Raw genomic sequence first — 22,422 nt, 5'->3', positions numbered from 1 at the left:
CGAGCGCCGAGCGCCGAGCGCCGAGCGCCGAGCGCCGGGCGCCGGGCGCCGGGCGCCGGGCGCCGGGCGCCGAGCCTGCGTACCCAGCCTGCGTACCGAGCACCGGCGCCGCGCGAGCGTGCCTTCGCGTCGGCATCGATCCAGCCCATAGGCTCGAACGGTGCCCGCCGCCCGTACCCTGAACCGAGAGATCCTGCGCCTCGCCGTACCGGCGCTCGGGGCACTGGTCGCGGAGCCCGCCTTCCTCATCGTCGACGCCGCCCTCGTCGGACACCTCGGCACCGTGCCGCTCGCCGGCCTCGGCATCGCCAGCGCTGTGCTGCAGACGATCGTCGGGCTGATGATCTTCCTCGCGTACTCCACCACTCCCGCCGTCGCCCGTAGGTTCGGTGCCGGCCATCCGGGCGACGCCGTGTCGGTCGGCATCGACGGGATGTGGCTCGCGCTCGGGCTCGGCGCTGTGCTCGCCGCCTCCGGCGCGATCGCCACTCCCTGGATGGTGTCGCTGTTCGGCCCCACCGCCGACGTCGCCGCGCAGGCCGTCACCTACCTGATGATCTCGATGTGGGGCCTGCCCGCCATGCTCGTGGTCTACGCCGCCACCGGCCTGCTGCGCGGCATGCAGGACACCATGACCCCGCTCTGGATCGCTGGGCTGGGCTTCGGAGCGAACGCGCTGCTCAACTGGCTCTTCATCTACGGCCTCGGCTGGGGCATCGCCGGATCCGCGTTCGGCACGGTCACCGCCCAGTGGGGCATGGTCGCCGCGTACGTCGTCGTCATCCGCCGCCTCGCGCTGCAGCACGGCGCCTCGATGAAGGCCCAGCGCGACGGCATCCGGGGCACTGCCCGCTCGGGCGGCTGGCTCTTCCTGCGCACCGTCAGCCTGCGCATCGCCCTGCTCACCACCGTCGGCGTCGCGACCGGAATCGGTACCCGAGAGCTGGCCGGATGGCAGATCGCCTTCACCATCTTCTCCACCGCCGCGTTCGCCCTCGACGCCCTGGCCATCGCGGCCCAGGCGCTGATCGGCAAGAGCCTCGGCGAGGGCTCTCACGACCAGGTCCGCCGGGTGCTGCGCCGCACCGTCGCTTGGGGCGCCTGGTTCGGCGTCATCGTCGGCGCGCTCATCGCCGCGCTCTCGGGCGTGCTCGGCATCGTCTTCACTGGCGACGCCGACGTCGCCGCCCTCGTGCAGCCGGCGTTCCTCGTCCTCGCCATCGCCCAGCCGGTCGCCGGCATCGTTTTCGTGCTCGACGGGGTGCTGATGGGCGCGAACGACGCGAGATACCTCGCCATCGTCGGCGCGCTGAACCTGGTGCCATTCCTGCCCGCCCTCTGGATCATCTCGGCCACCGGCGTCGACGGCTCCACGGGCCTCGTCTGGCTGGCCATCGCCTTCTTCGGCATCTACCTGCTGGCCCGCCTGGGCACCCTCGGCTGGCGGGTGCGCACCGATCGCTGGATGGGCGTCACCGTCTGACGAGGAGCGCCAGGGATGGTGCGGTCGATGGTCCACGGCGACCTGAAGGCATAGAGGGCGCGCCGCAACCATGAGCTCAATGCCGACGCCGACGCCGACGCCGCCGCGAGGCAGACGCCGATGCCGATGCCGATGCCGATGCCGAGACGGTCCACGTCCGCGACCTGAGGTCCGCTGCCGACGTGCGCCTTACGGTCGCCGCACATCTGCGCTGAGCGTCGCGGCCGCCCGAACCCGAGTCGGTTTGGGCGACCGCCGCCCGCCTGGCTCACCCGTGCACGTACCCCGCGCCGTCCGCCGCCGCGGGCGCCCCTTCCGTCGCCACTGCCACGCATGGCGTAGCCCCAGGTCGCGAGCGCGAGCAGCGGTCCCCACAGCCAGAACGGCAGCATCAGCGTGATCTCGAGCACGCTGCCGACGGGGGCGGGTCCTGCGACCACCGCGACGATGAACTCGACGCCGCCGACCGTGAAGAGCACCGAGACCAGGATCGCCGGCACGACCGCCAGCGTCATGGGAACCTCACGCCCACCGAGACCGGCCATCCAGCGCGGGAACCGCGCACCCCACGGCAACACGAGCCCCAGCGTGAGCACGCCGCCCGCAAGCACGCCGGTGCCGAGCATCAGTCCGGTCAGCTGCATCATCGGCTCGGCGGCGAACATCTCGGCGCTGCCGCCGAACTGCGGCCACGGAGTGAGCCAGCTCGCCCGCGCGACCACGTACGGCACGGCGCACAGGGCGGCCGCGATGGTGATCGCGCGGCGATGGTGGCGCACCCACGCCGCGACCCGACCACGCTCGCCACGCCCATCGAGCACCACCCAGACCATCAGCGCCGCTGCGGCACCGAGGTGCGCCAGCGCCACCACCGCCTCGGGGACGATCGGCCCGAACGCCGCCAGGATGCGCGGGAGCAGAGCAGCTCCGTCCAGCTGCAGCACCGCCCATGCCACCACGCCGGTGAGGCAGGCGGCCACCACCACACCGACCAACGGCCGCCGCATCACGAGCAGCACGAGCAGCACGCCGGTGCCGCCGAGCACCGCGAGCGCGAACGCGTACCCGGCGACGGGGATCATGCCTCCCGGGGTCGTCACCGCCACGAACAGCGCGGCCAGTAGCGCACCCGCCTTCAGCGCTGCGCGACCGCCACGTGCGGGAACCGCCGGGGCATCCATCGCTGCCGCATCCCTCGACCCCGCGACCCCCGACCCGGCACCCGCCGATCCAGCGTCCGACGCCCGCGCCAGCAGGACCACGGCCATCACGCCGAGCGCTCCGCCGAGCCCGATCGCGGCCTCGGGCAGGGTGCCGGCGAGCATGCCGACCAGCCCCGGCGAAAGGTCGCCGAACGGGCCGAGCACGCCGGGCGCGAGCAGACGCAGTGCACTGACGACGGCGACAGCCACCGCCGCGAATGCCGCCACGAGGAACAGGAGAAGACGAAGACGAGTGCTCATGTCTCCATGCTGAGAGCTCGCTCCGGTCACGGCATCGCCCGAGTGAGGCATCCACTCACCCGCACGGGTGAGATCAGGCCCGCGGCCGCTGCACGCCGTTCTCGTACGCCCAGATCACCACGTGCACCCGGTCGGGCAGCCCGAGCTTGGCGAGCACCGCCTTCACGTGCGTCTTGACCGTGTTCTCGGACAGGAACAGGCGCCGGGCGATCTGCTCGTTCGATGCCCCGGCGGCGAGCAGGCGCGCCACCTGCTGCTCGCGCGAGCTGAGCAGAGCCAGCGCCGCCGCACCGTCGCCCTGCGGACGCCCGTCGCGCACGAACCCGAGCACCGCCTGCGTCGCGCTCTCGGACAGCACGGGATCGCCGGCCGCGACCGCGACGACGGCATCGGCGAGCGCCGCCGGGGCGATGTCCTTCGTCAGGAACCCGCTCGCCCCCGCCCTGATCGCGTCGTACACGTACTCGTCGAGGTCGAAGGTGGTCAGCACCAGCACCCGGGCTCCCGGCCGCATCCGCAGCACCTCGCGCGTCGCGGCGATGCCGTCGATCCCCGGCATCCGGATGTCCATCAGCACCACGTCGACCGCGTGCGCCCGCACGTGTGCGATCGCCTCGGCGCCGCCCGCCACCGCCGTCGCCGAGGCGATGCGGGCGTCACGTCCGAGGGTCAGGGCGATCGCGTCGCGGAACAGCTCCTGATCGTCGACGATCAGCACCCGGATGCTCATCGGCTCTGCTCCGCGAGGGGCAGCCGCACGGTCACGGCCCATCCGCCGCCGTCCTGCGGCCCGGCGTCGAGAGTGCCGCCCACCGAGGTCACCCGCTCGGACGCACCGACGAGGCCGGTGCCTGTTCCCAGGCCGGCATCGCCCGGGCCGGCACCGCCGTCATCGGTCACGGTGGCGAGCACCTCGGTGGCCGACCACTCCAGCACGACCGCGATGCGCACCGGATGCCGGGTGTGCCGCACCGCGTTCGTCAGCGCCTCGCGCAGCGCCCGGTGCAAAGCGAGCACGGCCGGTGCCGCGAGCGGGCGCGGGCGACCGCGCTCCGCGAAGCTCACGTCGCACACCGGACTGCGCACGGCGTCGACCAGCGCCGGGATGTCGTCGATGACGGGTGCGGGCTCTCGCGGAGCATCCGATTCGGCGCGCACCACCGCGCGCATCCCGCGCAGCGCTTCGCGGCCGGTGTCGCCCACCACGGCGAGCGCCGCCTCGGCGCGATCGGGGTCGTCACGCAGCACGGCACGGGCGACATCGGTCTGCGCGATCATCACGGTCATCGCGTGCGCGACGACATCGTGCAGGTCGCGACTGATCCGCATCCGCTCGTCCGCGACGGCCTGCCGCATCCGTTCCCCCACCCGCTGCTCGAGCTGCGCGCGACGTGCGCGCACGAGCAGCCCCACCGCCCATGCCGCGGTGACGGCGGCCGTCAGCCCGGCGAACGCCCCGAGGCGCAGCGGCACGCCGGAGGAATCCGCGACGGCCAGCTCGGGAGCGGTGAAGACGATCAGCACCGCGCCGAACACGCCGCTCCCCCACGCCGGCAGGCTGAGCGACCGCGGAGAGCGCGAAGCGACCTGACCGAGGCAGAGCAGATAGCCGATCCCCGAGGGGTACAGCGCCGCCGACACCGTGAGCGAGAACGGCAACAGAGTGAGCGCGGCCATCGTCACGGTCGCCACCGCGAATGCCGGCAGCGGATGCCGCACCGCAAGCAGCGGTACCGCCAGCAGCACGATCGACAACGCAGCCACCGCCGCCGTCTCGACCGTGCTCAGCGCCGCCCCCTCCTGGGCGAGCAACACCAAGCTGGCAGGCAGCAGCACCACGGCCACCACTACCGCGACGATCATGTCGGGCCGCAGCCACATCGCCCAGCCGCGTGGAGCGCGCGCGAGCGGAGCCTTCTGAGTCGACATCGCCCTCATGCTCTCACGCGGCCGTGCGACGCGGATCACCCTCACGGGTGAGCATGCTCAGAGATGAACGCGCTCAGGCGTACCGTCGGCACCATTCGTACATCACCACGGCCGCGGCGGCGCTCGCGTTGATGGAGCGCGTGGAGCCGTACTGGGTGATCTCGATGTGGCCGGATGCGGCGGCGAGCGCCTCCGCCGAGAGTCCCGGACCCTCCTGGCCGAACAGCAGCACGCATCGCTCGGGCAGCTCCGCCCGGTCGACCGGTACGGTCTCGCCGACGTTGTCGACCGCGATGATCGGGATGCCGGCATCCGTGGCCCAGGCGCGGAAGCTCTCGACGTCCTCGTGGTGCACGACATGCTGGTAGCGGTCGGTCACCATCGCCCCGCGCTTGTTCCAGCGCCGGCGGCCGATGATGTGCACGGTGTCGGCGAGGAACGCATTGGCGCTGCGCACGATCGAGCCGATGTTCATGTCGTGCTGCCAGTTCTCGATGGCGACGTGGAACGGATGCCGCCGGGTGTCGAGGTCGGCGACGATGGCCTCCATGCGCCAGTACCGGTACCGGTCGATGACGTTGCGGGTGTCGCCGTGCGCGAGCAGCTCGCGATCGTACTGGTCGCCGTCCGGCCACTCGCCCTGCCACGGTCCGAGCCCGTGAGTCGTGCGCTCGGGAGTGCCTTCCGCCGCCTGCTCGTCCATTCCGACCAGCGTAGCCGGGCGTTCGGCGGCATGCCGTGCGCTCGTCAACGCCCCGCGCCTCCGTGGGCGGCGATCGCGCCTCCATCACTTTTCGGCTTACCGAAAACTCGCTATGATTTCGGCATGCCGAAAGCTGTCCCGCATCCGGAAGCCCTGCTCATCCGCCCCGCCCGGCGGATGCCCTGGCGAGGGCTCTGGCTGCTCGGTCCGGCGCTCGTCGCCGGCGTCGCGTACCTCGACCCCGGCAACGTCGCCAGCAACATGACCGCCGGCGCCCGCTATGGCTACCTGCTGGTGTGGGTGGTGCTCGCCGGCAACGTCATGGCCTGGCTGATCCAGTACCTCTCCGCGAAGCTCGGCGTCGTCACCGGACAGAGCCTGCCCGAGGTGCTCGGCACGCGGATCCGCAACCGCTGGGCGCGCCGGGCGTACTGGCTTCAGGCAGAGCTCGTCGCGATGGCCACCGACATCGCCGAGGTGCTCGGCGGCGCCGTCGCCCTGTACCTGCTCTTCGACATCCCGCTGCTGCTGGGCGGCATCCTCACCGGGGCGGTCTCGATGGTGCTGCTGCTCGTGCACACCCGGCGCGGTCCGCGGCACTTCGAGTTCGTGATCATCGGTCTCATGCTGCTGATCGTGATCGGCTTCGTCGCCGGGCTCTTCGTCGCACCCCCGGATGCCGCGGGGATCGCCGGCGGCCTGCTGCCGCGCTTCGCCGACAGCGGTTCGGTGCTGCTGGCGGCATCCATCCTGGGCGCCACGATCATGCCGCACGCGATCTACGCGCACAGTGCGCTGACCCGCGACCGGTGGGGCGACCCGCGTCAGGCGAACCCCCCGAGCATCCGCACACTGCTCACCGCGACGCGCTGGGACGTCACGGTCGCGATGGTGATCGCCGGCTCCGTGAACCTCGCGATCCTGCTGCTGGCCGCCGCGAACCTTCCCGGCGTCGACGGAACCGACTCCCTGGAGGGCGCCCACGCGGCGATCAGCGCGAACCTCGGCGGCATGATCGGCACCCTGTTCGCGGTCGGCCTGCTGGCGTCGGGCCTGGCCTCCACCGCGGTCGGCGCCTATGCGGGGGCCGAGATCATGCACGGGCTGCTCACGGTGCGCATCCCGCTGCTCACTCGCCGTCTCGTGACGCTCATCCCGGCGCTCGCCATCCTCGCGGTGGGATTCGACCCCACCCTCGCACTCGTGCTCAGCCAGGTGGTGCTGTCGTTCGGCATCCCGTTCGCGCTGGTGCCGCTCGTCGTGCTCACCGCACAGCGGCGCACGCTCGGCGAGCATGTCAACCGCACCCTCACGACGGCGCTCGGCGTGCTGTTCTCGGTGCTGCTGATCGCGCTGAACGCCGTGCTGCTCTGGCTGGTGCTGACGGGGGCGTGAGCGGGCCCGCGGTAGGCTCGAGACCATGCCCTCCGCGCCCGGCACGAAGCACCGCGACGACTCCGACGCGCGTCGCGCGATGCGGCTGTGCACCTGGATCGGTCTCGGCACCGGAGCGCTGGGCGTCGCACTGCTGATCTGGCCGGTGCTGCTGCCCGCGGGCGGGCCGTGGGTGCAGCTCGCCCTCGGCGTGCTCACGCTCATCTTCGCGTTCCGCGCGCGGGCGATCGGCACCCGCGGCGTCAACGACTACGACGGGCGCCTGTCCCTGCTGGCCGCGCTGGCCGGTTTCGCCATCATGTTCTTCGCCGGGCAGGTGGCGTTCGGCGAACTCGTCCGACTGGCGGGCTGAGATGGCCTCCCCCGCCTTCGACGACTACCTCAAGACGGTGTACTCGCACACCGAATGGCAGGATGCGCCCATCACGCCCTCGCAGCTCGCAGCCGCCGTGGGCGTCGCCCCGTCGAGCGTGACCGAGATGGTCAAGAAGCTCGCCGCGGCGGGTCTCGTCTCGCACGTGCCGTACGGGGCCGTGAAACTGACGGATGCCGGGCGCGCCAGGGCACTGGCGATGCTGCGCCGGCATCGGCTGATCGAGACCTGGCTGGTGAGCGAGTTCGGTTACGCGTGGCACGAGGTGCACGATGAGGCCGAGGTGCTCGAGCACACCATCAGCGACCGCCTGCTGGAGGGCATCGACGAGCGCCTGGGGCGCCCGCGGTTCGACCCGCACGGGGACGCGATCCCCGATGCCGCGGGGCATGTGCAGCGCGAGCCGTTCGTACTGCTCGCCGACGCCGCGCCGGGACACGTCGGCCGCGTGCTGCGGGTCAGCGACCGCGACCCGGATCTGCTGCAGGCGCTCGAGGACGCCGGCGTCGCGGTGGGCGTCGAGATGACGGTGACGGATGCCGGCGTGCACCTCACCGGCGCGGAGATCACCCTGCCCGAGGCCGCTGCCGACGCCATCTGGCTCAGCGTCTGAGGCGCGATCGCGCCGGCGGCGACCCGTCACCCGCCGTGTATGCCCCGCCCATATGCTTGCCCCATGGGTGATCGCTCCGACATCGAATGCTGGCTGACCGACATGGACGGCGTGCTCGTGCACGAGAACGACGCCATCCCGGGAGCATCCGAGCTGCTGGCGGGCTGGGAGTGCGACGGCATCCCCTACCTGGTGCTGACCAACAACTCGATCTACACGGCCCGCGACCTGTCGGCCCGGCTGCGGGCGAGCGGGCTGCGCGTGCCCGAGGAGCACATCTGGACCTCGGCGCTCGCCACCGCCGACTTCCTCGCCCAGCAGGTGCCGGGCGGCTCGGCGTTCGTCATCGGCGAGGCCGGCATCCTCACCGCCCTGCACGATGCCGGCTTCGTGATGACCGAGACGAACCCCGACTTCGTGGTCGTCGGCGAGACCCGCACCTACTCCTTCGAGGCGATCAGGAGGGCGATCCGCCTGATCCAGGGCGGCGCGCGCTTCATCATCACCAATCCCGATGCCACCGGCCCCAGCATGGAGGGGCCGCTGCCCGCCACCGGAGCGGTCGCCGCCCTCATCACCAAGGCCACCGGCCGGCAGCCGTACGTGGTCGGCAAGCCGAACCCGATGATGTTCCGTTCGGCACTGAACAAGATCGGCGCGCATTCCAAAAAGACCGGCATGATCGGCGACCGGATGGACACCGACATCGTCGCGGGCATCGAGGCAGGGCTGCACACGGTGCTGGTGCTGACCGGCATCAGCGATCAGACCGAGATCCTGAAGTACCCGTTCCGCCCGGATGAGGTGGTGCAGTCGATCGCCGACCTGATTCCGCCGGCACCTGCTGAAGAGCCCGAGGACGCGGAGCGCTGATGGGTGCGCTCGACGAGGGCGAGCGGGTGATCGCGCCGGACGCCACGACCTGGCGCGCCTGGCTCGAGGCCAATCACGCCACGTCGAAGGGCGCCTGGCTGGTGCGGCCGCGCGCCGGCAACGACGACCCGTGCGTGAGCTACGAGGACTCCATCCTGCAGGCGCTGTGCTTCGGCTGGATCGACGGCCCCGTGCGCAGCTTCGACGAGCGCATCGGCGGCCTGTGGTTCGCGCCGCGACGGCCGTCGAGCGGATGGGCGGCGACGAACAAGGTGCGCGTGGCGAAGCTCGAAGCCGAGGGGCTGCTGATGCCGCCCGGGATCCGCGCCATCGAGATCGCCAAGGCGAACGGCGCATGGACGGTGCTCGACGGCCCCGAGGCCGGTATCGAGCCGGACGACCTCACCGCCGCGCTCGACGCGATCCCCGCGGCGCGCGCCGCATGGGAGGCATTCCCGCCCTCCACGCGCAAGCTGGGGCTCACGCAGATCGCGATGGCGAAACGGGCTGAGACCCGCGCCGCCCGGATCGCGAAGATCGTGGCGGATGCCGCGGAGGGGAGACGACCATGACCCAGCAGGACGTGCTGTTCATGGTGCTGATCGGGATCGGGCTGGCGAGCCTGACACTGATCGCCATCCGGTTGCTGCGCCGCCCGGACCGCGACGAGGGCGGCGAATGGTACGAGGGCCCGTGGGACGACGATGACGATCGCCCCCGCGGCCGCAGGCGCTGAGCGCTGAAGGCGGTCAGCGCAGTACGAGCGCGGCGGCGCCGATGAGCGGGCCGCCGTCGCCGAGGCCCGAACGCACCACGCGGGTGCGGCGCGAATAGGCGTGCACGGCGGATGCCGACAGCGCCTGCTGCACCAGGTCGATGTAGTCGTCGGAGACGCGGGAGAACCCGCCGCCGATCGCGACGACGTCGAGATCGACGAGCGTCGCCGCATCCGCCAGCGCCTCGCCCACCGCGCGGGCGGAGCGCTCGATGGCCCGGCGTGCGATCGCCACGCCCGCCGCGGCGTCGCGCGCGAGGTCCTCGCCGGTCGCGCCGGCCCAGCCCTGAGACTGCGCCCAGGCGGCGGATGCCGGTCCCGACGCGATCTCCTCGAGGGTCAGACCGCCCTCGCGGCGCACCTGCCCGAGATGGCCGGCGTTGCCCGATGCACCGGGCGCGTACGCGCCCTCGAGTGTGAAGCCGCCGCCGACGCCGGTCGACACGACGATGGACAGCGCGGCGCGGGCACCGCGGGTGGCGCCGAGCCACGACTCGGCGAGCGCGAGGGCGCCGCCGTCGTGCCCGAGCACCGCGGTCACGTCGCGCCCGAGCACGGCGGATGCCGCACGGCGCACCGAGTCGGCGAGGGCGAACCCGTGCGCTCGGGGCATGTTCACCGGGTCGATGGTCCCGGCGGCACGGTCGACGGGGCCGGCGCTGCCGATGCCGGCGCCGACGAGATCAGCACTCTGCGGGAGGGCGGCGAGCGCGTACGCGACGGCCTCGCCGATCGCGGCGTCGAGGGTGGCGGTATCCGCATCCCTGCCGGTCGGGCGCCGGGTGCGGCTGCCTTCGACGATCGTTCCGTCGTCGCCGACCAGCGCCGCCTCGAGCTTGGTGCCGCCGACGTCGACGGCGAGCGCGTACCGGGTCATGGATGCTCCTTGTATCGGCGTTCTTCGCAGATCTGCTTCGCAGCACATCGCGGGACCGGCGAGGACGGGCAGATCTGCGACGTCGTGCCGACGAGGTCGTGCCGGCGGAACTGTGCGGGTCTGCGGTGATGCTACTGCGGGTCGAGGCCCAGGTCGTCGAGGTCGAACGCCGCGAGCCACTGCAGCCCCTCGGCCTCGATCGCGGCCTGCGCGCCGGTCTTGCGGTCGACGATGACGGCCACCGCGACGACCTCGGCGCCCTCGCGGCGCAGCACCTCGACCGCCTTCAGGGCGGACTGACCCGTCGTGGAGGTGTCCTCCAGCACGACGACCCGCTTGCCGGCCACCTCGGCGCCCTCGATCTGCCGGCCACGACCGTGATCCTTCGGCTCCTTGCGCACGACGAACGCGTCGAGCGGACGATCCGTGGCGACCGAGGCGTGCATCACGGCGTTCGCGATCGGGTCGGCGCCGAGCGTGAGGCCGCCGACGGCGGCGGCATCCGCATCCGTGATGAGATCGAGCATGACCCGTCCGATGGCCGGTGCGGCGCGGTGATCGAGGGTGAGCTTGCGCATGTCGACGTAGTACGTCGCCTTCTTGCCGCTGGAGAGCGTGAAGTCGCCGTGGAACACCGCCTCGGCGGTGATGAGGTCGAGCAGGGCCTGGCGGTCGGCGGCGAGGTCGGTCACGGCATCCAGTGTAGGGGGGTGGTTCTGTCGCGCGCGCCCGTCTAGCGTGGCTGGCGGAGGTCTCATGTTCTCGTACGATCCCTACGCCGCCCTCGACGAACTGCGCCCGGTGGCACCGCTCGAGCTCACCAGCCCCGACTTCGCCGCCGGCGGCGCGCTGCCGCTGTTCGCGTGGGCGTCCAAGCGCGGCGGGCAGGACCGGCATCCGGCACTGGAATGGTCGCAGCCGCCGGCCGGCACGAAGAGCCTGGCCATCTCATGCTTCGACCCCGATGCGCCGACCGGCTCGGGGTTCTGGCACTGGGCGGCGTACAACCTGCCCGCCGACGTGCGCTCGCTCCCTGCCGGCGACGGCACCGCGGCGAACATGCCCGATGGCGCGACGGTGCTGCCCAACGAGGCACGCCTGGAGCGGTACATCGGCGCGGCGCCCCCGGAAGGCACCGGCGTGCACCGCTACTTCTTCGTCGTCGACGCGCTGGACGTCGACCGGCTCGAGCTCGAAGTCGGCGCCACGCCGGCGACGCTCGGTTTCAACCGGCACTTCCACACCCTGGCACGCGGCATCCTGGTGGGAACGGCGGACCCGGGCGAGCGGTGAGTGCTGTCGGCGCTCCGCCGTAGGCTGGATGCATGCGTCTGGCCACCTGGAACATCAACTCGATCCGCACGCGCGTCGCGCGCGCCGTCGATTTCGCCGTGCGCGAGGACATCGACGTGCTCGCACTCCAGGAGATCAAGTGCACGCCCGAGCAGTTCCCGTACGCCCCGTTCGAGGAGGCCGGGTATCACGTCGAGGCGCACGGGTTCAACCAGTGGAACGGCGTCGCGATCGCCAGCCGTCTGCCCATCACCGACGTGCGCACCTCCTTCGCCGGTCAGCCCGGCTTCGCGAAGGGGCATGAGGGTCCGGATGCTCCGCTCGAGGCCCGCGCCCTGGGCGTGATGGTCGACGGCGTGCGGGTGTGGAGCCTGTACGTGCCGAACGGCCGCGCCCTCGGCGACGCGCACTACGCGTACAAGCTGCACTGGCTCGACGCGCTGCGCACCGCCACCGCCGCCGAGCTGACCGCGAACCCGGGTCTTCCGCTCGCCCTGGTGGGTGATTTCAACATCATTCCGTACGACGCGGACAACGGCGATCCGGGCATCGTGCAGGGTTTCTCGACGCACGTCTCGCCGCCGGAGCGCGACGCCTTCTTCGCGCTCGAGACCGCCGGGGTCAAGGACGTGGTGCGCCCGCTGATTCCCGAGGGCTTCACGTACTGGGACTACCAGCGGCTGAAGTTCCCCCGCAACGAGGGCATCCGCATCGACTTCATCCTCGGTTCCGATGCGTTCGCCGAGGCGGTGACGGCGGCGGCGATCCACCGCAACGAGCGCAAGGGTGCCCAGCCCAGCGACCACGTGCCCGTCGTGGTGGATCTCGACTTCGGCGCGGCCGCCGAGGACGACGATCTGCCCATGATCTTCGCCTGAGATGCCCATCCGGCTGATCGCGACCGACCTCGACGGCACCTTGATCGGCGCCGACGGTCGTGTCTCGGCCCGCACCCGAGAGGCGCTGGATGCGGCGCGCGCCGCCGGGATCGCGACGATCCCGGTCACGGCGCGGCAGCCGATCGGCCTGCGCCCGATCGCCGCGCAGGCCGGTTTCGACGACTGGGCGCTGTGCGGCAACGGCGCATACGGGGTGCATCTCACCACGGGCGAGCATCTGTTCGCCGAGGAGATCCCGCCGCAGGTGCAGCGGCAGCTGGCCGAGGCGCTGCACGAGGTGCTGCCCGACCTGGTGTTCGCGAGCGTGCGCGACGCCGGCGAAGGGTTCGTCGCGCAGGAGGGCTACGCCGCTCTGGCCCAGCTGGCCGATCACAAGCGCGACCCCGAGACGATGGGCGGCGTGCCGCTCGCCGATGTGCTGGGCGCGCCGAGCCTGAAGCTCGTGATCCGGCATCCCTCGATGCCCATCCCCGAGATCTTCGAGACCCTGCAGTCGCTCGGCCTGACCGGCTTCGAGGCGACCCTGTCGGGCGCCCCGTTCGTCGAGGTGATGGCGCAGGGCGTCACCAAGGCGACCGGCGTCGCGCAGCTGTGCACGAGGCTGGGCGTCGACCGCAGCGAGGTGCTCGCCTTCGGCGATGCGCTGAACGATCTGGAGATGCTCGAGTGGGCCGGGCTCGGCGTCGCGGTCGGGAACGCGATCGACGCGGTGCGGGAGGCCGCCGACGAGGTCACGGCGTCGAACGAGGACGACGGCGTCGCGATCGTGATCGAGCGGATCCTCGCCGGCTGACGTCCCGGCGCGACTTCCGGCGTGCGAAGCTCACCCGCGGTGCTCGTCGTCTGCGGTGGCGCGGCGACGAACCGCCGTCGGAGATCTCAGCCGCGCTGCTCCTCGTGCACGGTGACGCCGCCGACGACCGTGCGGACCACCGTCGTCGCGAGCAGCTCGTCGACGGGGCGCGCGAACACATCGCGGTCGAGCACGACGAAGTCGGCGCTGCGACCCGCCTCGAGCGTGCCGTACAGATGCTCCGCGCCGCAGGCCCACGCGGCGTCGCGCGTCGCATGCTCGATGGCGTCGGCGAGGGGCAGGGCGAACGCGGGGATGTTGGCCGGCAGCGTCGGGTCGATCGCGGAGCGACGGGTGGCGGCGATGAACATGTTCCGCAGCGGCGGGTGGGGCGAGGTCGGCGAGTCCGTGCCGAAGGCGAGTCGCCCTCCGGCCTGGGTCACGTACGGCCAGGGGTACCCGCGCTCGACGCGATCGTCGCCGAGCATCGCCCGCCAGTTCTCCTGGATCGCCGGATCGCAGTGCACGGGCTGCATGGATGCGACGATGCCGAGGGCGGCGAGCCGCTCGACATCCGCCTGCTCGGCGATCTCGAGGTGCTCGATGCGGTGACGGCGCTCGCGTGGGCCGTTGGTCGCGATCGCCCTCTCGACGGCGCCGACCGCGATGCGCACCGCCTCATCGCCGATCGCGTGCATCGCCACACGGATGCCGAGGGCATCCGCCTCGGTGACGACCGGCGCCAGCTCATCGAGCGACCAGATCGGGTCGGCGCCGACGCCGGTGACGTACGGGCGGCTGACGGCGGCGGTGCAGCCGTCGATCGTGCCGTCGATCATCACCTTGATGCCGACCACGCGCAGCCGATCGCTCGCGTGCTGCTGCGCGTGCCTGGCCGCTTCGCGCACCTGCGCGAGGTTCTGCTCGACGTCTCCGGTCGGCGCGACGAACCAGTACGCCGACACGCGGGCGGTGAGCTCTCCGGCGGACTCCGCCCTGGCGAACGCGGCGAGATCGACCCCGTCGAGCGACATGTCGGTGGCCGCAGTGACCCCCGAGGCGCGATAGCCGGCGAGCGCCTCGCGCAGCGCCCGATCCCGGTTGTCGGCCGTCACGAAGCCGTCGAGCACCGGGTAGACGAGGCGGTGCATGGCGATCTCGTCGATGTAGCCGGTCGGGTCGCCCGCGGCATCCGTGTGCACGGCTCCCCCGGGCGGCGAGACCGTGTCGCTGTCGATACCCACCTCGGCGAGAGCGGCGGAGTTGAGCCAGACCGAGTGGAAGTCGAAGGCCTGCGCATAGACGGGCCGATCGGGCACCGCGGCATCCAGCATCTGCCTCGTCGGCTGCCCACCGACGACGTCGTGCCGCCATCCGTGCGCGCGGATCCGCGGCAGCTCGGGGTGCGCCGCGGCGAACGCGGCGATCGCCCGCTGGATGTCGTCGAGCGAGGACGCACCCCACAGATCGACGTGCTGCGCGGACTCGCCAGTGTTGATCACGTGCGCATGCCCGTCGACGAAGCCGGGCAGCACCGTCGCGCCGCCGAGATCGGTGACGGTCGCGTCCGTGCCGGCCAGGCGCCGTGCGGTGTCATCGTCGCCGACGTACACGAGCGTGCCGTCCTGGACCACCAGCGCGGTGGCCCAGCGGCGCGATGTCGCGGTGAACACGTTTCCGCCGAGGTAGACGTCGGTCATCGCAGTTCTCCTTCCGGCGTCCGCTCCATCCGCACGGTCTGCTCGGCCCGTTCGGTCCGCTCACCGGCGAATCGCGTCCTGCTGAGCCCGAGGTACGTCACCGCCGTGGTGAGGATGCCCAACGGCACCGACAGGTCGACGTATCCGAGCGCGACCGCGATCGGGCCGGTCCACACCTCGGTGGTGAGGCACAGCGCGGTGATCACGGCGCCGAGCAGCACCGCCGCGATGCCGGGCACGCTCCAGCCGCCGGTGTACCAGAACCGGGAGGTGCGCGTCTCGTCGAACAGCTCGACACCGTCGTACCGGTTGCGTCGCAGGAGCGCATCGACCACGAACACGGTCATGGTCGGCGCCGACACGATCACCACGAACTGCAGGATGAGGTTCACGGCTCCCAGCAGGCTGGTCGACAGCACGAGGACGATCGTGAGGGCGGTGCCGATCACGCCGACGACCACGGCTGCCGGCACGCGGCGGATCGGCAGGCCGATCGCCTGCAGCGCCATGCTGGAGGTGTACGTCGTCATGGCGTTGAGCGAGATCGTGTTGACCACGACGCCGATGACGAGCACAGGGCCGAGCCATCCGGGCAGGATGCCGATCAGCGCCTTCTCGATGCCGTCGGTCTGGATCGCGGCGCCGACCCCCGTCGCGACGAGGACGCCGATCGCCGTGAAGAGGATGTTCGGGATCGCGCCGCCGAGCGCGGTGGCCGCGGCGATGTGGCTGGGCCGGGTGCTGCGCGGCAGGTACCGGGCGAGATCGGGGCTGTTGATGTACGACAGCGGCGAGGACGCGAGGAGGGTGAACCCGATGGTCAGCGACGACCACAGGGCGACGCCGTCGAGCGGCTCGGGATTGACGTAGGAGAAGTCGGCGTGCGGCAGCGCGAACGCCGCGACGACGACGAAGATCACGACGAGCACGAGCGACACCACCCCGTAGGTCTTCAGGATGAGGCCGTGTCCGTACACGGCCACGAGGACGGTGACCGCCGAGATCACCAGCGTGACGACGATCGGCGTCCACAGCGCGTCGCCCATGCCCAGCCGGCCGACGAGGTCGGCGCCGAGAAACGACGAGCCGAGCCAGTTCAGGGCGAGGTAGACCGAGCCGATCAGCCAGCCGACGAGCGCGACGATGAGTCGGTTGCCGATGACGCCGTAGATCGCGCGGGTGATCACCGATCCCGACGTGCCTGCGGCCGGACCGCTCGCCGCGACGATCCCCGGGAAGATCCAGAGGGTCGACGACACGAGGATGACGGCGATCGCCTGCCAGATCTCCAGACCGAGGAGGATCAGAGAGGCGCCGATCGTGAAGTTCAGGATGCTGACATTGGGCGCCGCCCACACGGCGAACAGATCGCGTGCGCGGCCGTGGCGCTGCGCATCGCCGATGAGGTCGATGCCCCTCGTCTCGATCCGCGTGGCGAAATCGTCGACCACTGCATCCTGGGCCATGGGGAACTCGCTTTCGATGCCCGGCATCCTCGCCGGGGTGATTGAGTTCTGTTGGTCACGCGACCAACAGATGTTGTTGGTCGTAAAGCTAATAGCATGACGAACATGACGTCAACCCCTGCCCGGCCGCGCACGCGCAAGAGTCCCGAAGCGCGGCGCGGCGAGATCCTTCGCGCGGCGTCGGCGATCGCTCTCTCCGAGGGCCTGGAGCGCATCACGCTGAGGGCGGTGGCCGAGCGCCTGGATGTGCGACCGGGGCTGGTCACGCACTATTTTCCGGCGGCCGAGGGGCTGGTGGTCGAGGCGTTCGTCGACGCGGCATCCGCGCAGCGCGAGCGTCTGTTCCGTGACGACGGCAGTCCGCTGGAGCGGATCGCGCGGTTCGTCGCCCACGCGGATGGCACCGACGCGCTGCCTCTCGCGCGTCTGTGGCTGAACGCCCGTCACCTCAGCCGCTTCATCCCCGGCCTCGCCACCGCCCTCGAAGAACAGGAGAAGCTCGACGAGGCCCGGCTCCGTCAGGTCGTCGAAGCGGCGATCGCGGAGGGAGAGGTGCCGGCGTGCGACGCCGGCGACACCGCGATCAGGATCCTCATGGCGCTCGACGGCAAGGGCGCGTACGCCAACGACCGCGCGCCGTACACCGACGAGGTCTACCTGCACTTCGTCAGCGACTATGCGGAATGGGCTCTCGGCCTCCCGCGGGGTCGGCTCGGCGACGCCGGTCGCCGGCGCGACTCCGACTGACTACTCCCCCACCGTGCCGGTGCGCACCTCACCGGGAAGCGGCGCGTAGCGCAGCAGCAGCGTGCCGCCGTCGCCGGTCTCGGAGTGCACAAGCTTCAGGTTGGCGGGTGCCGCCCCGTCGGGGAACACCTTCTTGCCCTGCCCGAGCACGATCGGGTACACCCACAGCTGCAGCTCGTCGTACAGTCGCTCCGCGAGCAGGGTCTGCACGAGGTCGACACTGCCGATCACGTGCACGTCACGGTGCTTCTCACGCAGCGTCGCGATCTCCGAGGCGAGATCGTCACCCACGCGCGTGGACCCCTGCCATCCGAGGTCGATGCCGGCATCCCGCGAGGCGACGTATTTGGGTACCCGGTCGAAGAGCTGGCCGATCCAGCCCTCGGGTCCGGTGGTGTGCTGCGGCCAGTATCCGGCGAAGATGTCGTAGGTGCGCCGGCCGAGCAGCAACGCGTCGAGCGTCTCCATGCCCTCGGTCACGCTGCGGCCGACCGCCTCGCTCGGCAGCGGCGCCTGCCATCCGCCGAAGGGGAACCCGTCGCTCGGATCCTCCTCCGGGCCGCCCGGTGCCTGAGCGACCCCGTCGAGGGTCGTGAACAGATCGATGATGATGCGTCCGGTCATGGTGTGCTCCTTTGCAGTTCGGACGTGACGGGTGCGATGTGGAAGGCGGACGCGAAAGCATCCAGCATCCGCTCGTCGCCGCGCACCACGGCGACGATGTCGTTCTCGATGGCCTCCGCGGGTGTCACCGCGCCCGCGATGAGCAGGCGGATGCCGGGTCCGGCCACGAGGACCGCCTCCGGCTCGCCCTCCGGCATCCGGTCGCCGACGGGTGGCGCCGGGGGCGCAAGCTGCGCGACGCGCAGCTCGCCGGCGCTGATCTGCACGCGCAGTGCGACGTCGCCGACGTGCAGCTCGACGTCGAGATCCTCGGCGCGTGCGGTCTGGAAGGAGGTGCGCAGGGCCATCGTGAGCGAGTCGGGGGTGACGACGTCATCGGGCGACGGATCGCCCATCGCCTGGAAGCCCCAGCGGCCGATGGCGAGCACGATCGGCTCGAGCGCGCGTCCGTACGGCGTGAGCTCGTAGACCAGTCCGCAGTTCCGCAGCGGCACGCGCCGCACCACTCCGCCCTCCTGCAGCTCCTTCAGCCGGGTGGACAGGATGTTGGTGGGGATGCGCGGCAGCCCCTGCTTCAGATCGGTGTAGCGGCGCGGGCCGACGAGCAGATCGCGGACGATGAGCAGCGCCCACCGTTCCCCGATCAACTCGACGGCCGTCGTGACGCCGCAGTACTGGCCGTAGCTGCGTGCCGCCATGTCAGGCCGAGGCGGCGCTGTGCTCTGCCACGTGCTCCGGACCGTTCTCCACGGCTTCGGGCGTCATGAACAGGAAGCCGAGGGAGTTGCCGTCGGGGTCGTCGAGATCGCGCGAGTACATGAACCCGTAGTCCTGGGCGGGCTTCGGCTCGGCACCTCCGGCGGCCAGCCCCTTGGCGAGGATCTCGTCGACCTCCTCGCGCGAGTCGCGGCTGAGGGCGACGGAGACCTGCAGGCTCTCGTTCGGGTCGGCGATCGGCTTGTCGGTGAAGGTGCGGAAGAACTCCCGCTTCAGGACCATGAAGAAGATGTCGTCGCTCCACACGATGCAGGCGCCGTTCTCATCGGTGAAGTCCGGATTGATGTCGCAGCCGAGGGCGGTGTAGAAGGCCTTGCTGCGCTCGAGGTCGGTGGTGGGCAGGTTGACGAAGACCTTGGTCATGATGACTCCCTTGTCGATGTGCGGCCCGGCGCCCGCCGAACCGGATACGTCGATACTTGCAAAAAGCAACCAAGCTGGTCAAGAGCAAGTGAACGGCGTGGTCCCCCGCGCGGCGGATGTGCCGGCGTCCGCCCCGCTCTACGGTGGAAGGATGCTGGAAGCCCCCGCGTTCACGCGCACCCCGACCGAGCGCGAGCTGCGTCAGGATCTTCTGCTGGCCGCCGTCGTGCTGGTCGGCGGCATCATCAGCGCCGGCCTGTCGAGCATCGCCCAGGTCTACGGCGATGCGCAGGCTCCGCTGTGGACGGCGCTGCTCGTCGTGGTCGCGGTGGCGGCTCCCATCGCCGCGCGCCGCCGCCGGCCGGCAGTCGTCGCCGTCTTCATCGCCCTGGTGTTCTTCGTCAGCGTGACGTTCCGCGTGCCCGAGGTGTACGTGCTGAACATCGCGATGTTCGTGGCGCTGTACACGGTCGGTGCGTGGATGAACGATCGGCGGGCGGCCGTGCTCGTGCGCATCGGCATCATCGCCGGGATGTTGATCTGGCTCCTCATCGTGATGTACCGCGACGCGATCGCCGAGGCCGACGAAGCGAACGTGGCGGCGGGTCTGTTCTCGCCCTTCGTCGCCTTCATGATGATCCAGCTGCTGCTGAACGTGCTCTACTTCGGCGGCGCCTACTACTTCGGCGAACGCTCGTGGATCGCCGCACGCGAGCGCGAGGTGCTCGCCGGGCGCACCCGGGAGCTCGAAGCCGAACGCGCGGTCACAGCGGCGCAGGCGGTCGCGCTCGACCGGGTGCGCATCGCCCGCGAACTGCACGACGTCGTCGCGCACCACGTGTCGGTGATGGGTGTGCAGGCCGGCGCCGCGCGGCTGGTCGTCGACACCGCTCCGGAGCAGGCGAAGCGGATGCTGGCCGGCATCGAGGAGTCGTCGCGCGCGGCGATCGGCGACTTCCGCCAGCTGCTCGAGACGCTGCGCTCCCCCGGGGACGGAGGGACCGAGGAGCCGGCATCCGCCTATCGCCTGGACGACATCCGTGAGCTCGCGCGGTCGTCGACGGATGCCGGGCTGCCCACCGCGCTCACAGTGGTCGGAGAGCCGGTGCCGGTGCCGGACGTGGTCGCGGTGAACCTCTACCGCATCGCCCAGGAGGCCCTGACCAACGCGCGCAGGCACGCCGGAGCCGGCGCGACGGCCGATGTGCGGCTGCGGTACGACGCCGGTGCGGTCGAGCTGGAGGTGGTGAACACCGGCCGCAGCGTGGGTACGCTGCGGCCAGGCCTCGGCCAGCTCGGCATGCGCGAGCGCGCCCTCGCCTCGGGTGGCACCATCGAGCTGCTGCCCCGCGCCCAGGGCGGATTCCGGGTGCGGGCCACCGTGCCGCTGAAGGCGGCGACCGAGAAGGCGGGACGATGATCCGGGTGCTGCTCGTGGACGACCATGCGATGCTGCGCGCTGGCTTCCGCACGATCCTGGACACGCAGCCCGACATCGAGGTGATCGCCGAGGCGGCGACCGGCGCCGAGGGTGTCGAGCTGGCCGTCCGGCTGCAGCCGGACGTGATCACGATGGACGTGCAGATGCCCGACATGGACGGCATCGAGGCGACCCGCCGGATCGTCGCCGAGCCCGCTGTCGCGGCGCCGATCGCGATCGTGACCACCTTCGACCGCGACGACTACCTCTTCCAGGCGCTGGAGGCCGGCGCCAGCGGCTTCCTGCTCAAGAACGCCGGTCCCGAGGAGCTCATCTCCGCCGTGCGCGCGCTCGCCTCGGGCGAGGGCATCCTCGCCCCGGAGGTGACGCGACGCGTGCTCGCGCGGTTCACGGCATCCGCTGCTCCCGTCGCGGATTCCGTCGGATCGGCACCCGGGAAGGCGGCCGGGCGTGCTCCCGCAGCGGGCGGGGTTCTCATCGAGCCGCTCACCGAGCGGGAACAGGATGTGCTGACGCTCATGGCGGATGCTCGCAGCAACGCCGAGATCGCCTCGGCGCTGTTCATCGGTGAGGCGACCGTGAAGACGCACGTGTCACGGATCCTGCAGAAACTCGGTGCCCGCGACCGGGTGCAGGCCGTCGTCTTCGCCCACCGGCACGGTCTGAGCTGAATGTCGGCGGCAGGGATCATACTGAGGCCGTCACGACAGAGGAAGTTCCGATGAGCACGCTGCCTGTCCCGATCGATCCGGCCGACCTGTTCCGCAGCCCCGCCTTCGCGCAGGGGATGATCGCCCCGGCCGGGCGCACGCTGTACGTGGGCGGCCAGAACGGCGTGGATGCGACGGGCAGCCTGCTCGAGGGGCTTCGCGCCCAGACCGAGCAGGCGCTGCGCAACGTGCTGACGGTGCTGGCCGCGGCCGGCACGGATGCCGATCACGTCGCCAAGCTGACCATCCACCTCGATCCGTCGGTCGATCCCACCGAGGCGTATGCGGCCACCGGAACCGTCTGGGGTGCCCGCCGCGCCGCCGTCACCGTGCTCGCGGTCGCTCCCGCCAAGCCGGGCGCGCTCGTCGAGGTGGAGGCGATCGCCGCCGTTCCGGACTCGCCGGCTGCCACGGCGCAGGGAGTCTGAGTCACAGACGAGGAATGCCCCGGGCCGTGGGCCGCGGGGCATTCGGAGGGCGCTCGCTCAGCGAAGCGCGAGGACGCTCGGGTCAGGCGCTGAGCAGCTCGGCGGAGTGCTGCACGCGGGCGATGAGTCCGTGGAACGCCTCGAGGTACGCCGTGAGGAACGCCGCCGTGCTCTCATCGGTCACCTCGCCGTCGTCGGTGATCAGTCCGGGCGTGACCTGGATGAAGCCCTCGGGCTGACCCATGGTGATGGCGTTGAAATGACCGAGGATGGCGCGCAGGTGCTGCTGCGCGGCTGCCGTGGCGACGCCGCCGATGGATGCGCCGATGACGGCGGTCGGCTTGCCGCTGAACGACATCTGACCGTACGGCCGGGTCGACCAGTCGAGCGCGTTCTTGAGCACGCCGGGGATCGACCGGCTGTACTCGGGAGTGACGATGATCACGCCGTCGACGTCGGCGATGGCGCGCTTGTAGTCGAGCGCCACCTGCGGGAACGCGCCGTCGTAGTCGGGCGAGTAGAACGGCAGGTCCTTGATCGGGATCTCGACGAGCTCGACGCCCTCCGGAGCGAGCCTCTGCAGCGCGGTCGCGAGGCGACGGTTGATCGAGTTGCTCGAGATGCTGCCGACGATGTAGCCGATGGTGCGGGTCACGGTAATCCTTCTGGTCGTGCTCGACGGAACGGAACCGTCGAG

26 protein-coding genes are annotated in these 22,422 nt (G+C 71.2%); 14 read left to right on the top strand and 12 right to left on the bottom strand.

Annotated features, from left to right (window positions below; translation table 11 throughout):
- Positions 1-160: 160 nt before the first annotated feature.
- Positions 161-1,483 carry an MATE family efflux transporter gene (locus tag ACFWH5_RS06925; RefSeq protein ID WP_378833222.1) on the top strand — a complete coding sequence of 441 codons (1,323 nt, stop codon included), beginning with the start codon at positions 161-163 and terminating at the stop codon, positions 1,481-1,483.
- Here ACFWH5_RS06925 and ACFWH5_RS06920 read toward each other — a convergent pair.
- From ACFWH5_RS06920 to ACFWH5_RS06905, 4 genes are all read right to left on the bottom strand, one after another.
- Positions 1,411-2,946, bottom strand: coding sequence for a hypothetical protein (locus tag ACFWH5_RS06920; protein ID WP_378833220.1), 1,536 nt, complete (start codon positions 2,944-2,946; stop codon positions 1,411-1,413). The two genes, ACFWH5_RS06925 and ACFWH5_RS06920, sit on opposite strands and share 73 nt — an antisense overlap.
- Positions 2,947-3,019: 73 nt before the next feature.
- Entirely contained in the window at positions 3,020-3,676 is a 657-nt protein-coding gene (locus ACFWH5_RS06915; RefSeq protein WP_378833218.1) for a response regulator, read from the bottom strand.
- Positions 3,673-4,875: a sensor histidine kinase gene (locus ACFWH5_RS06910; protein ID WP_378833216.1), complete on the bottom strand. Its 1,203-nt coding sequence runs from the start codon at positions 4,873-4,875 to the stop codon at positions 3,673-3,675. Before ACFWH5_RS06910 ends, ACFWH5_RS06915 begins: the two co-directional genes overlap by 4 nt.
- A gap of 73 nt (positions 4,876-4,948) precedes the next feature.
- Positions 4,949-5,578, bottom strand: a complete 630-nt coding sequence (locus ACFWH5_RS06905; protein WP_378833214.1) for a TrmH family RNA methyltransferase — start codon at positions 5,576-5,578, stop codon at positions 4,949-4,951.
- A 177-nt stretch (positions 5,579-5,755) separates the two neighbouring features.
- Between ACFWH5_RS06905 and ACFWH5_RS06900 the strand changes: the two genes are divergently transcribed.
- The 6 genes from ACFWH5_RS06900 (at position 5,756) to ACFWH5_RS06875 (ending at position 9,568) form a co-directional block, all read left to right on the top strand.
- Entirely contained in the window at positions 5,756-6,973 is a 1,218-nt protein-coding gene (locus tag ACFWH5_RS06900; protein ID WP_378833562.1) for an Nramp family divalent metal transporter, read from the top strand.
- Positions 6,974-6,998: 25 nt separating this feature from the next.
- Entirely contained in the window at positions 6,999-7,325 is a 327-nt protein-coding gene (locus tag ACFWH5_RS06895; protein WP_378833212.1) for a hypothetical protein, read from the top strand.
- 1 nt (position 7,326) lies between these two features.
- Positions 7,327-7,959 carry a metal-dependent transcriptional regulator gene (locus ACFWH5_RS06890; RefSeq protein ID WP_378833209.1) on the top strand — a complete coding sequence of 211 codons (633 nt, stop codon included), beginning with the start codon at positions 7,327-7,329 and terminating at the stop codon, positions 7,957-7,959.
- Positions 7,960-8,022: 63 nt separating this feature from the next.
- Positions 8,023-8,832, top strand: coding sequence for an HAD-IIA family hydrolase (locus ACFWH5_RS06885; RefSeq protein ID WP_378833207.1), 810 nt, complete (start codon positions 8,023-8,025; stop codon positions 8,830-8,832).
- Positions 8,832-9,404, top strand: coding sequence for a YdeI family protein (locus tag ACFWH5_RS06880; protein ID WP_378833206.1), 573 nt, complete (start codon positions 8,832-8,834; stop codon positions 9,402-9,404). The genes ACFWH5_RS06885 and ACFWH5_RS06880 overlap by 1 nt, the downstream gene beginning before the upstream one ends.
- Positions 9,401-9,568 carry a hypothetical protein gene (locus ACFWH5_RS06875; protein WP_378833203.1) on the top strand — a complete coding sequence of 56 codons (168 nt, stop codon included), beginning with the start codon at positions 9,401-9,403 and terminating at the stop codon, positions 9,566-9,568. The genes ACFWH5_RS06880 and ACFWH5_RS06875 overlap by 4 nt, the downstream gene beginning before the upstream one ends.
- A 13-nt stretch (positions 9,569-9,581) precedes the next feature.
- On the opposite strand, the gene ACFWH5_RS06870 is transcribed toward ACFWH5_RS06875, so the two are convergent.
- Both ACFWH5_RS06870 and pyrE read right to left on the bottom strand, forming a co-directional pair.
- Positions 9,582-10,484 (bottom strand): ROK family protein, encoded by a 903-nt coding sequence (locus ACFWH5_RS06870; RefSeq protein WP_378833201.1) that lies wholly within the window; start codon positions 10,482-10,484, stop codon positions 9,582-9,584.
- Between the two features lie 131 nt (positions 10,485-10,615).
- Positions 10,616-11,176, bottom strand: coding sequence for an orotate phosphoribosyltransferase (gene pyrE, locus ACFWH5_RS06865; protein ID WP_378833199.1), 561 nt, complete (start codon positions 11,174-11,176; stop codon positions 10,616-10,618).
- Between the two features lie 64 nt (positions 11,177-11,240).
- On the opposite strand from pyrE, the gene ACFWH5_RS06860 reads away from it, so the two are divergent.
- Genes ACFWH5_RS06860 through ACFWH5_RS06850 form a run of 3 tightly spaced genes read left to right on the top strand, consistent with a single transcriptional unit; the run spans position 11,241 to position 13,469 of the window.
- Entirely contained in the window at positions 11,241-11,777 is a 537-nt protein-coding gene (locus ACFWH5_RS06860; RefSeq protein ID WP_378833196.1) for a YbhB/YbcL family Raf kinase inhibitor-like protein, read from the top strand.
- Positions 11,778-11,809: 32 nt separating this feature from the next.
- Positions 11,810-12,655 (top strand): exodeoxyribonuclease III, encoded by an 846-nt coding sequence (locus ACFWH5_RS06855; RefSeq protein WP_378833194.1) that lies wholly within the window; start codon positions 11,810-11,812, stop codon positions 12,653-12,655.
- A gap of 1 nt (position 12,656) precedes the next feature.
- The gene (locus tag ACFWH5_RS06850; protein WP_378833192.1) at positions 12,657-13,469 is read left to right on the top strand and encodes a Cof-type HAD-IIB family hydrolase; all 813 of its coding nucleotides are present in this window, start codon (positions 12,657-12,659) and stop codon (positions 13,467-13,469) included.
- 86 nt (positions 13,470-13,555) lie between these two features.
- Here ACFWH5_RS06850 and ACFWH5_RS06845 read toward each other — a convergent pair whose 3' ends face one another.
- The gene (locus ACFWH5_RS06845) at positions 13,556-15,169 is read right to left on the bottom strand and encodes an amidohydrolase (protein ID WP_378833189.1); all 1,614 of its coding nucleotides are present in this window, start codon (positions 15,167-15,169) and stop codon (positions 13,556-13,558) included.
- Positions 15,166-16,635, bottom strand: a complete 1,470-nt coding sequence (locus ACFWH5_RS06840; RefSeq protein ID WP_378833187.1) for a purine-cytosine permease family protein — start codon at positions 16,633-16,635, stop codon at positions 15,166-15,168. The genes ACFWH5_RS06845 and ACFWH5_RS06840 overlap by 4 nt, the downstream gene beginning before the upstream one ends.
- 105 nt (positions 16,636-16,740) lie before the next feature.
- On the opposite strand from ACFWH5_RS06840, the gene ACFWH5_RS06835 reads away from it, so the two are divergent.
- Positions 16,741-17,382 (top strand): TetR family transcriptional regulator, encoded by a 642-nt coding sequence (locus tag ACFWH5_RS06835; protein WP_378833185.1) that lies wholly within the window; start codon positions 16,741-16,743, stop codon positions 17,380-17,382.
- On the opposite strand, the gene ACFWH5_RS06830 is transcribed toward ACFWH5_RS06835, so the two are convergent.
- The 3 genes from ACFWH5_RS06830 to ACFWH5_RS06820 are packed head-to-tail and all read right to left on the bottom strand — an operon-like array spanning position 17,383 to position 19,146.
- A complete protein-coding gene (locus tag ACFWH5_RS06830) occupies positions 17,383-18,006 on the bottom strand; it encodes a dihydrofolate reductase family protein (RefSeq protein WP_378833182.1) in 624 nt (207 codons plus the stop codon).
- The gene (locus ACFWH5_RS06825; protein WP_378833180.1) at positions 18,003-18,704 is read right to left on the bottom strand and encodes a winged helix-turn-helix transcriptional regulator; all 702 of its coding nucleotides are present in this window, start codon (positions 18,702-18,704) and stop codon (positions 18,003-18,005) included. The genes ACFWH5_RS06830 and ACFWH5_RS06825 overlap by 4 nt, the downstream gene beginning before the upstream one ends.
- Position 18,705: 1 nt before the next feature.
- Complete coding sequence (locus ACFWH5_RS06820) at positions 18,706-19,146, bottom strand: VOC family protein (protein WP_378833177.1); 441 nt, start codon at positions 19,144-19,146, stop codon at positions 18,706-18,708.
- Between the two features lie 151 nt (positions 19,147-19,297).
- Here ACFWH5_RS06820 and ACFWH5_RS06815 point away from each other — a divergent pair, with 151 nt between their 5' ends.
- The 3 genes from ACFWH5_RS06815 to ACFWH5_RS06805 are packed head-to-tail and all read left to right on the top strand — an operon-like array spanning position 19,298 to position 21,725.
- Positions 19,298-20,566: a sensor histidine kinase gene (locus ACFWH5_RS06815; RefSeq protein ID WP_378833175.1), complete on the top strand. Its 1,269-nt coding sequence runs from the start codon at positions 19,298-19,300 to the stop codon at positions 20,564-20,566.
- On the top strand, positions 20,563-21,258 hold the full coding sequence (locus ACFWH5_RS06810) for a response regulator (protein WP_378833172.1): 696 nt from the start codon (positions 20,563-20,565) through the stop codon (positions 21,256-21,258). The genes ACFWH5_RS06815 and ACFWH5_RS06810 overlap by 4 nt, the downstream gene beginning before the upstream one ends.
- A 50-nt stretch (positions 21,259-21,308) precedes the next feature.
- Positions 21,309-21,725 carry a RidA family protein gene (locus tag ACFWH5_RS06805; protein WP_378833170.1) on the top strand — a complete coding sequence of 139 codons (417 nt, stop codon included), beginning with the start codon at positions 21,309-21,311 and terminating at the stop codon, positions 21,723-21,725.
- Positions 21,726-21,807: 82 nt separating this feature from the next.
- Here ACFWH5_RS06805 and ACFWH5_RS06800 read toward each other — a convergent pair whose 3' ends face one another.
- Positions 21,808-22,386 carry an NADPH-dependent FMN reductase gene (locus ACFWH5_RS06800; RefSeq protein WP_378833560.1) on the bottom strand — a complete coding sequence of 193 codons (579 nt, stop codon included), beginning with the start codon at positions 22,384-22,386 and terminating at the stop codon, positions 21,808-21,810.
- Between the last annotated feature and the right edge of the window lie 36 nt (positions 22,387-22,422).

Source organism: Microbacterium sp. NPDC058345 (assembly GCF_042723855.1).
Lineage (GTDB): Bacteria > Actinomycetota > Actinomycetes > Actinomycetales > Microbacteriaceae > Microbacterium.
This window is presented reverse-complemented; position numbering and strand designations above follow the sequence as displayed.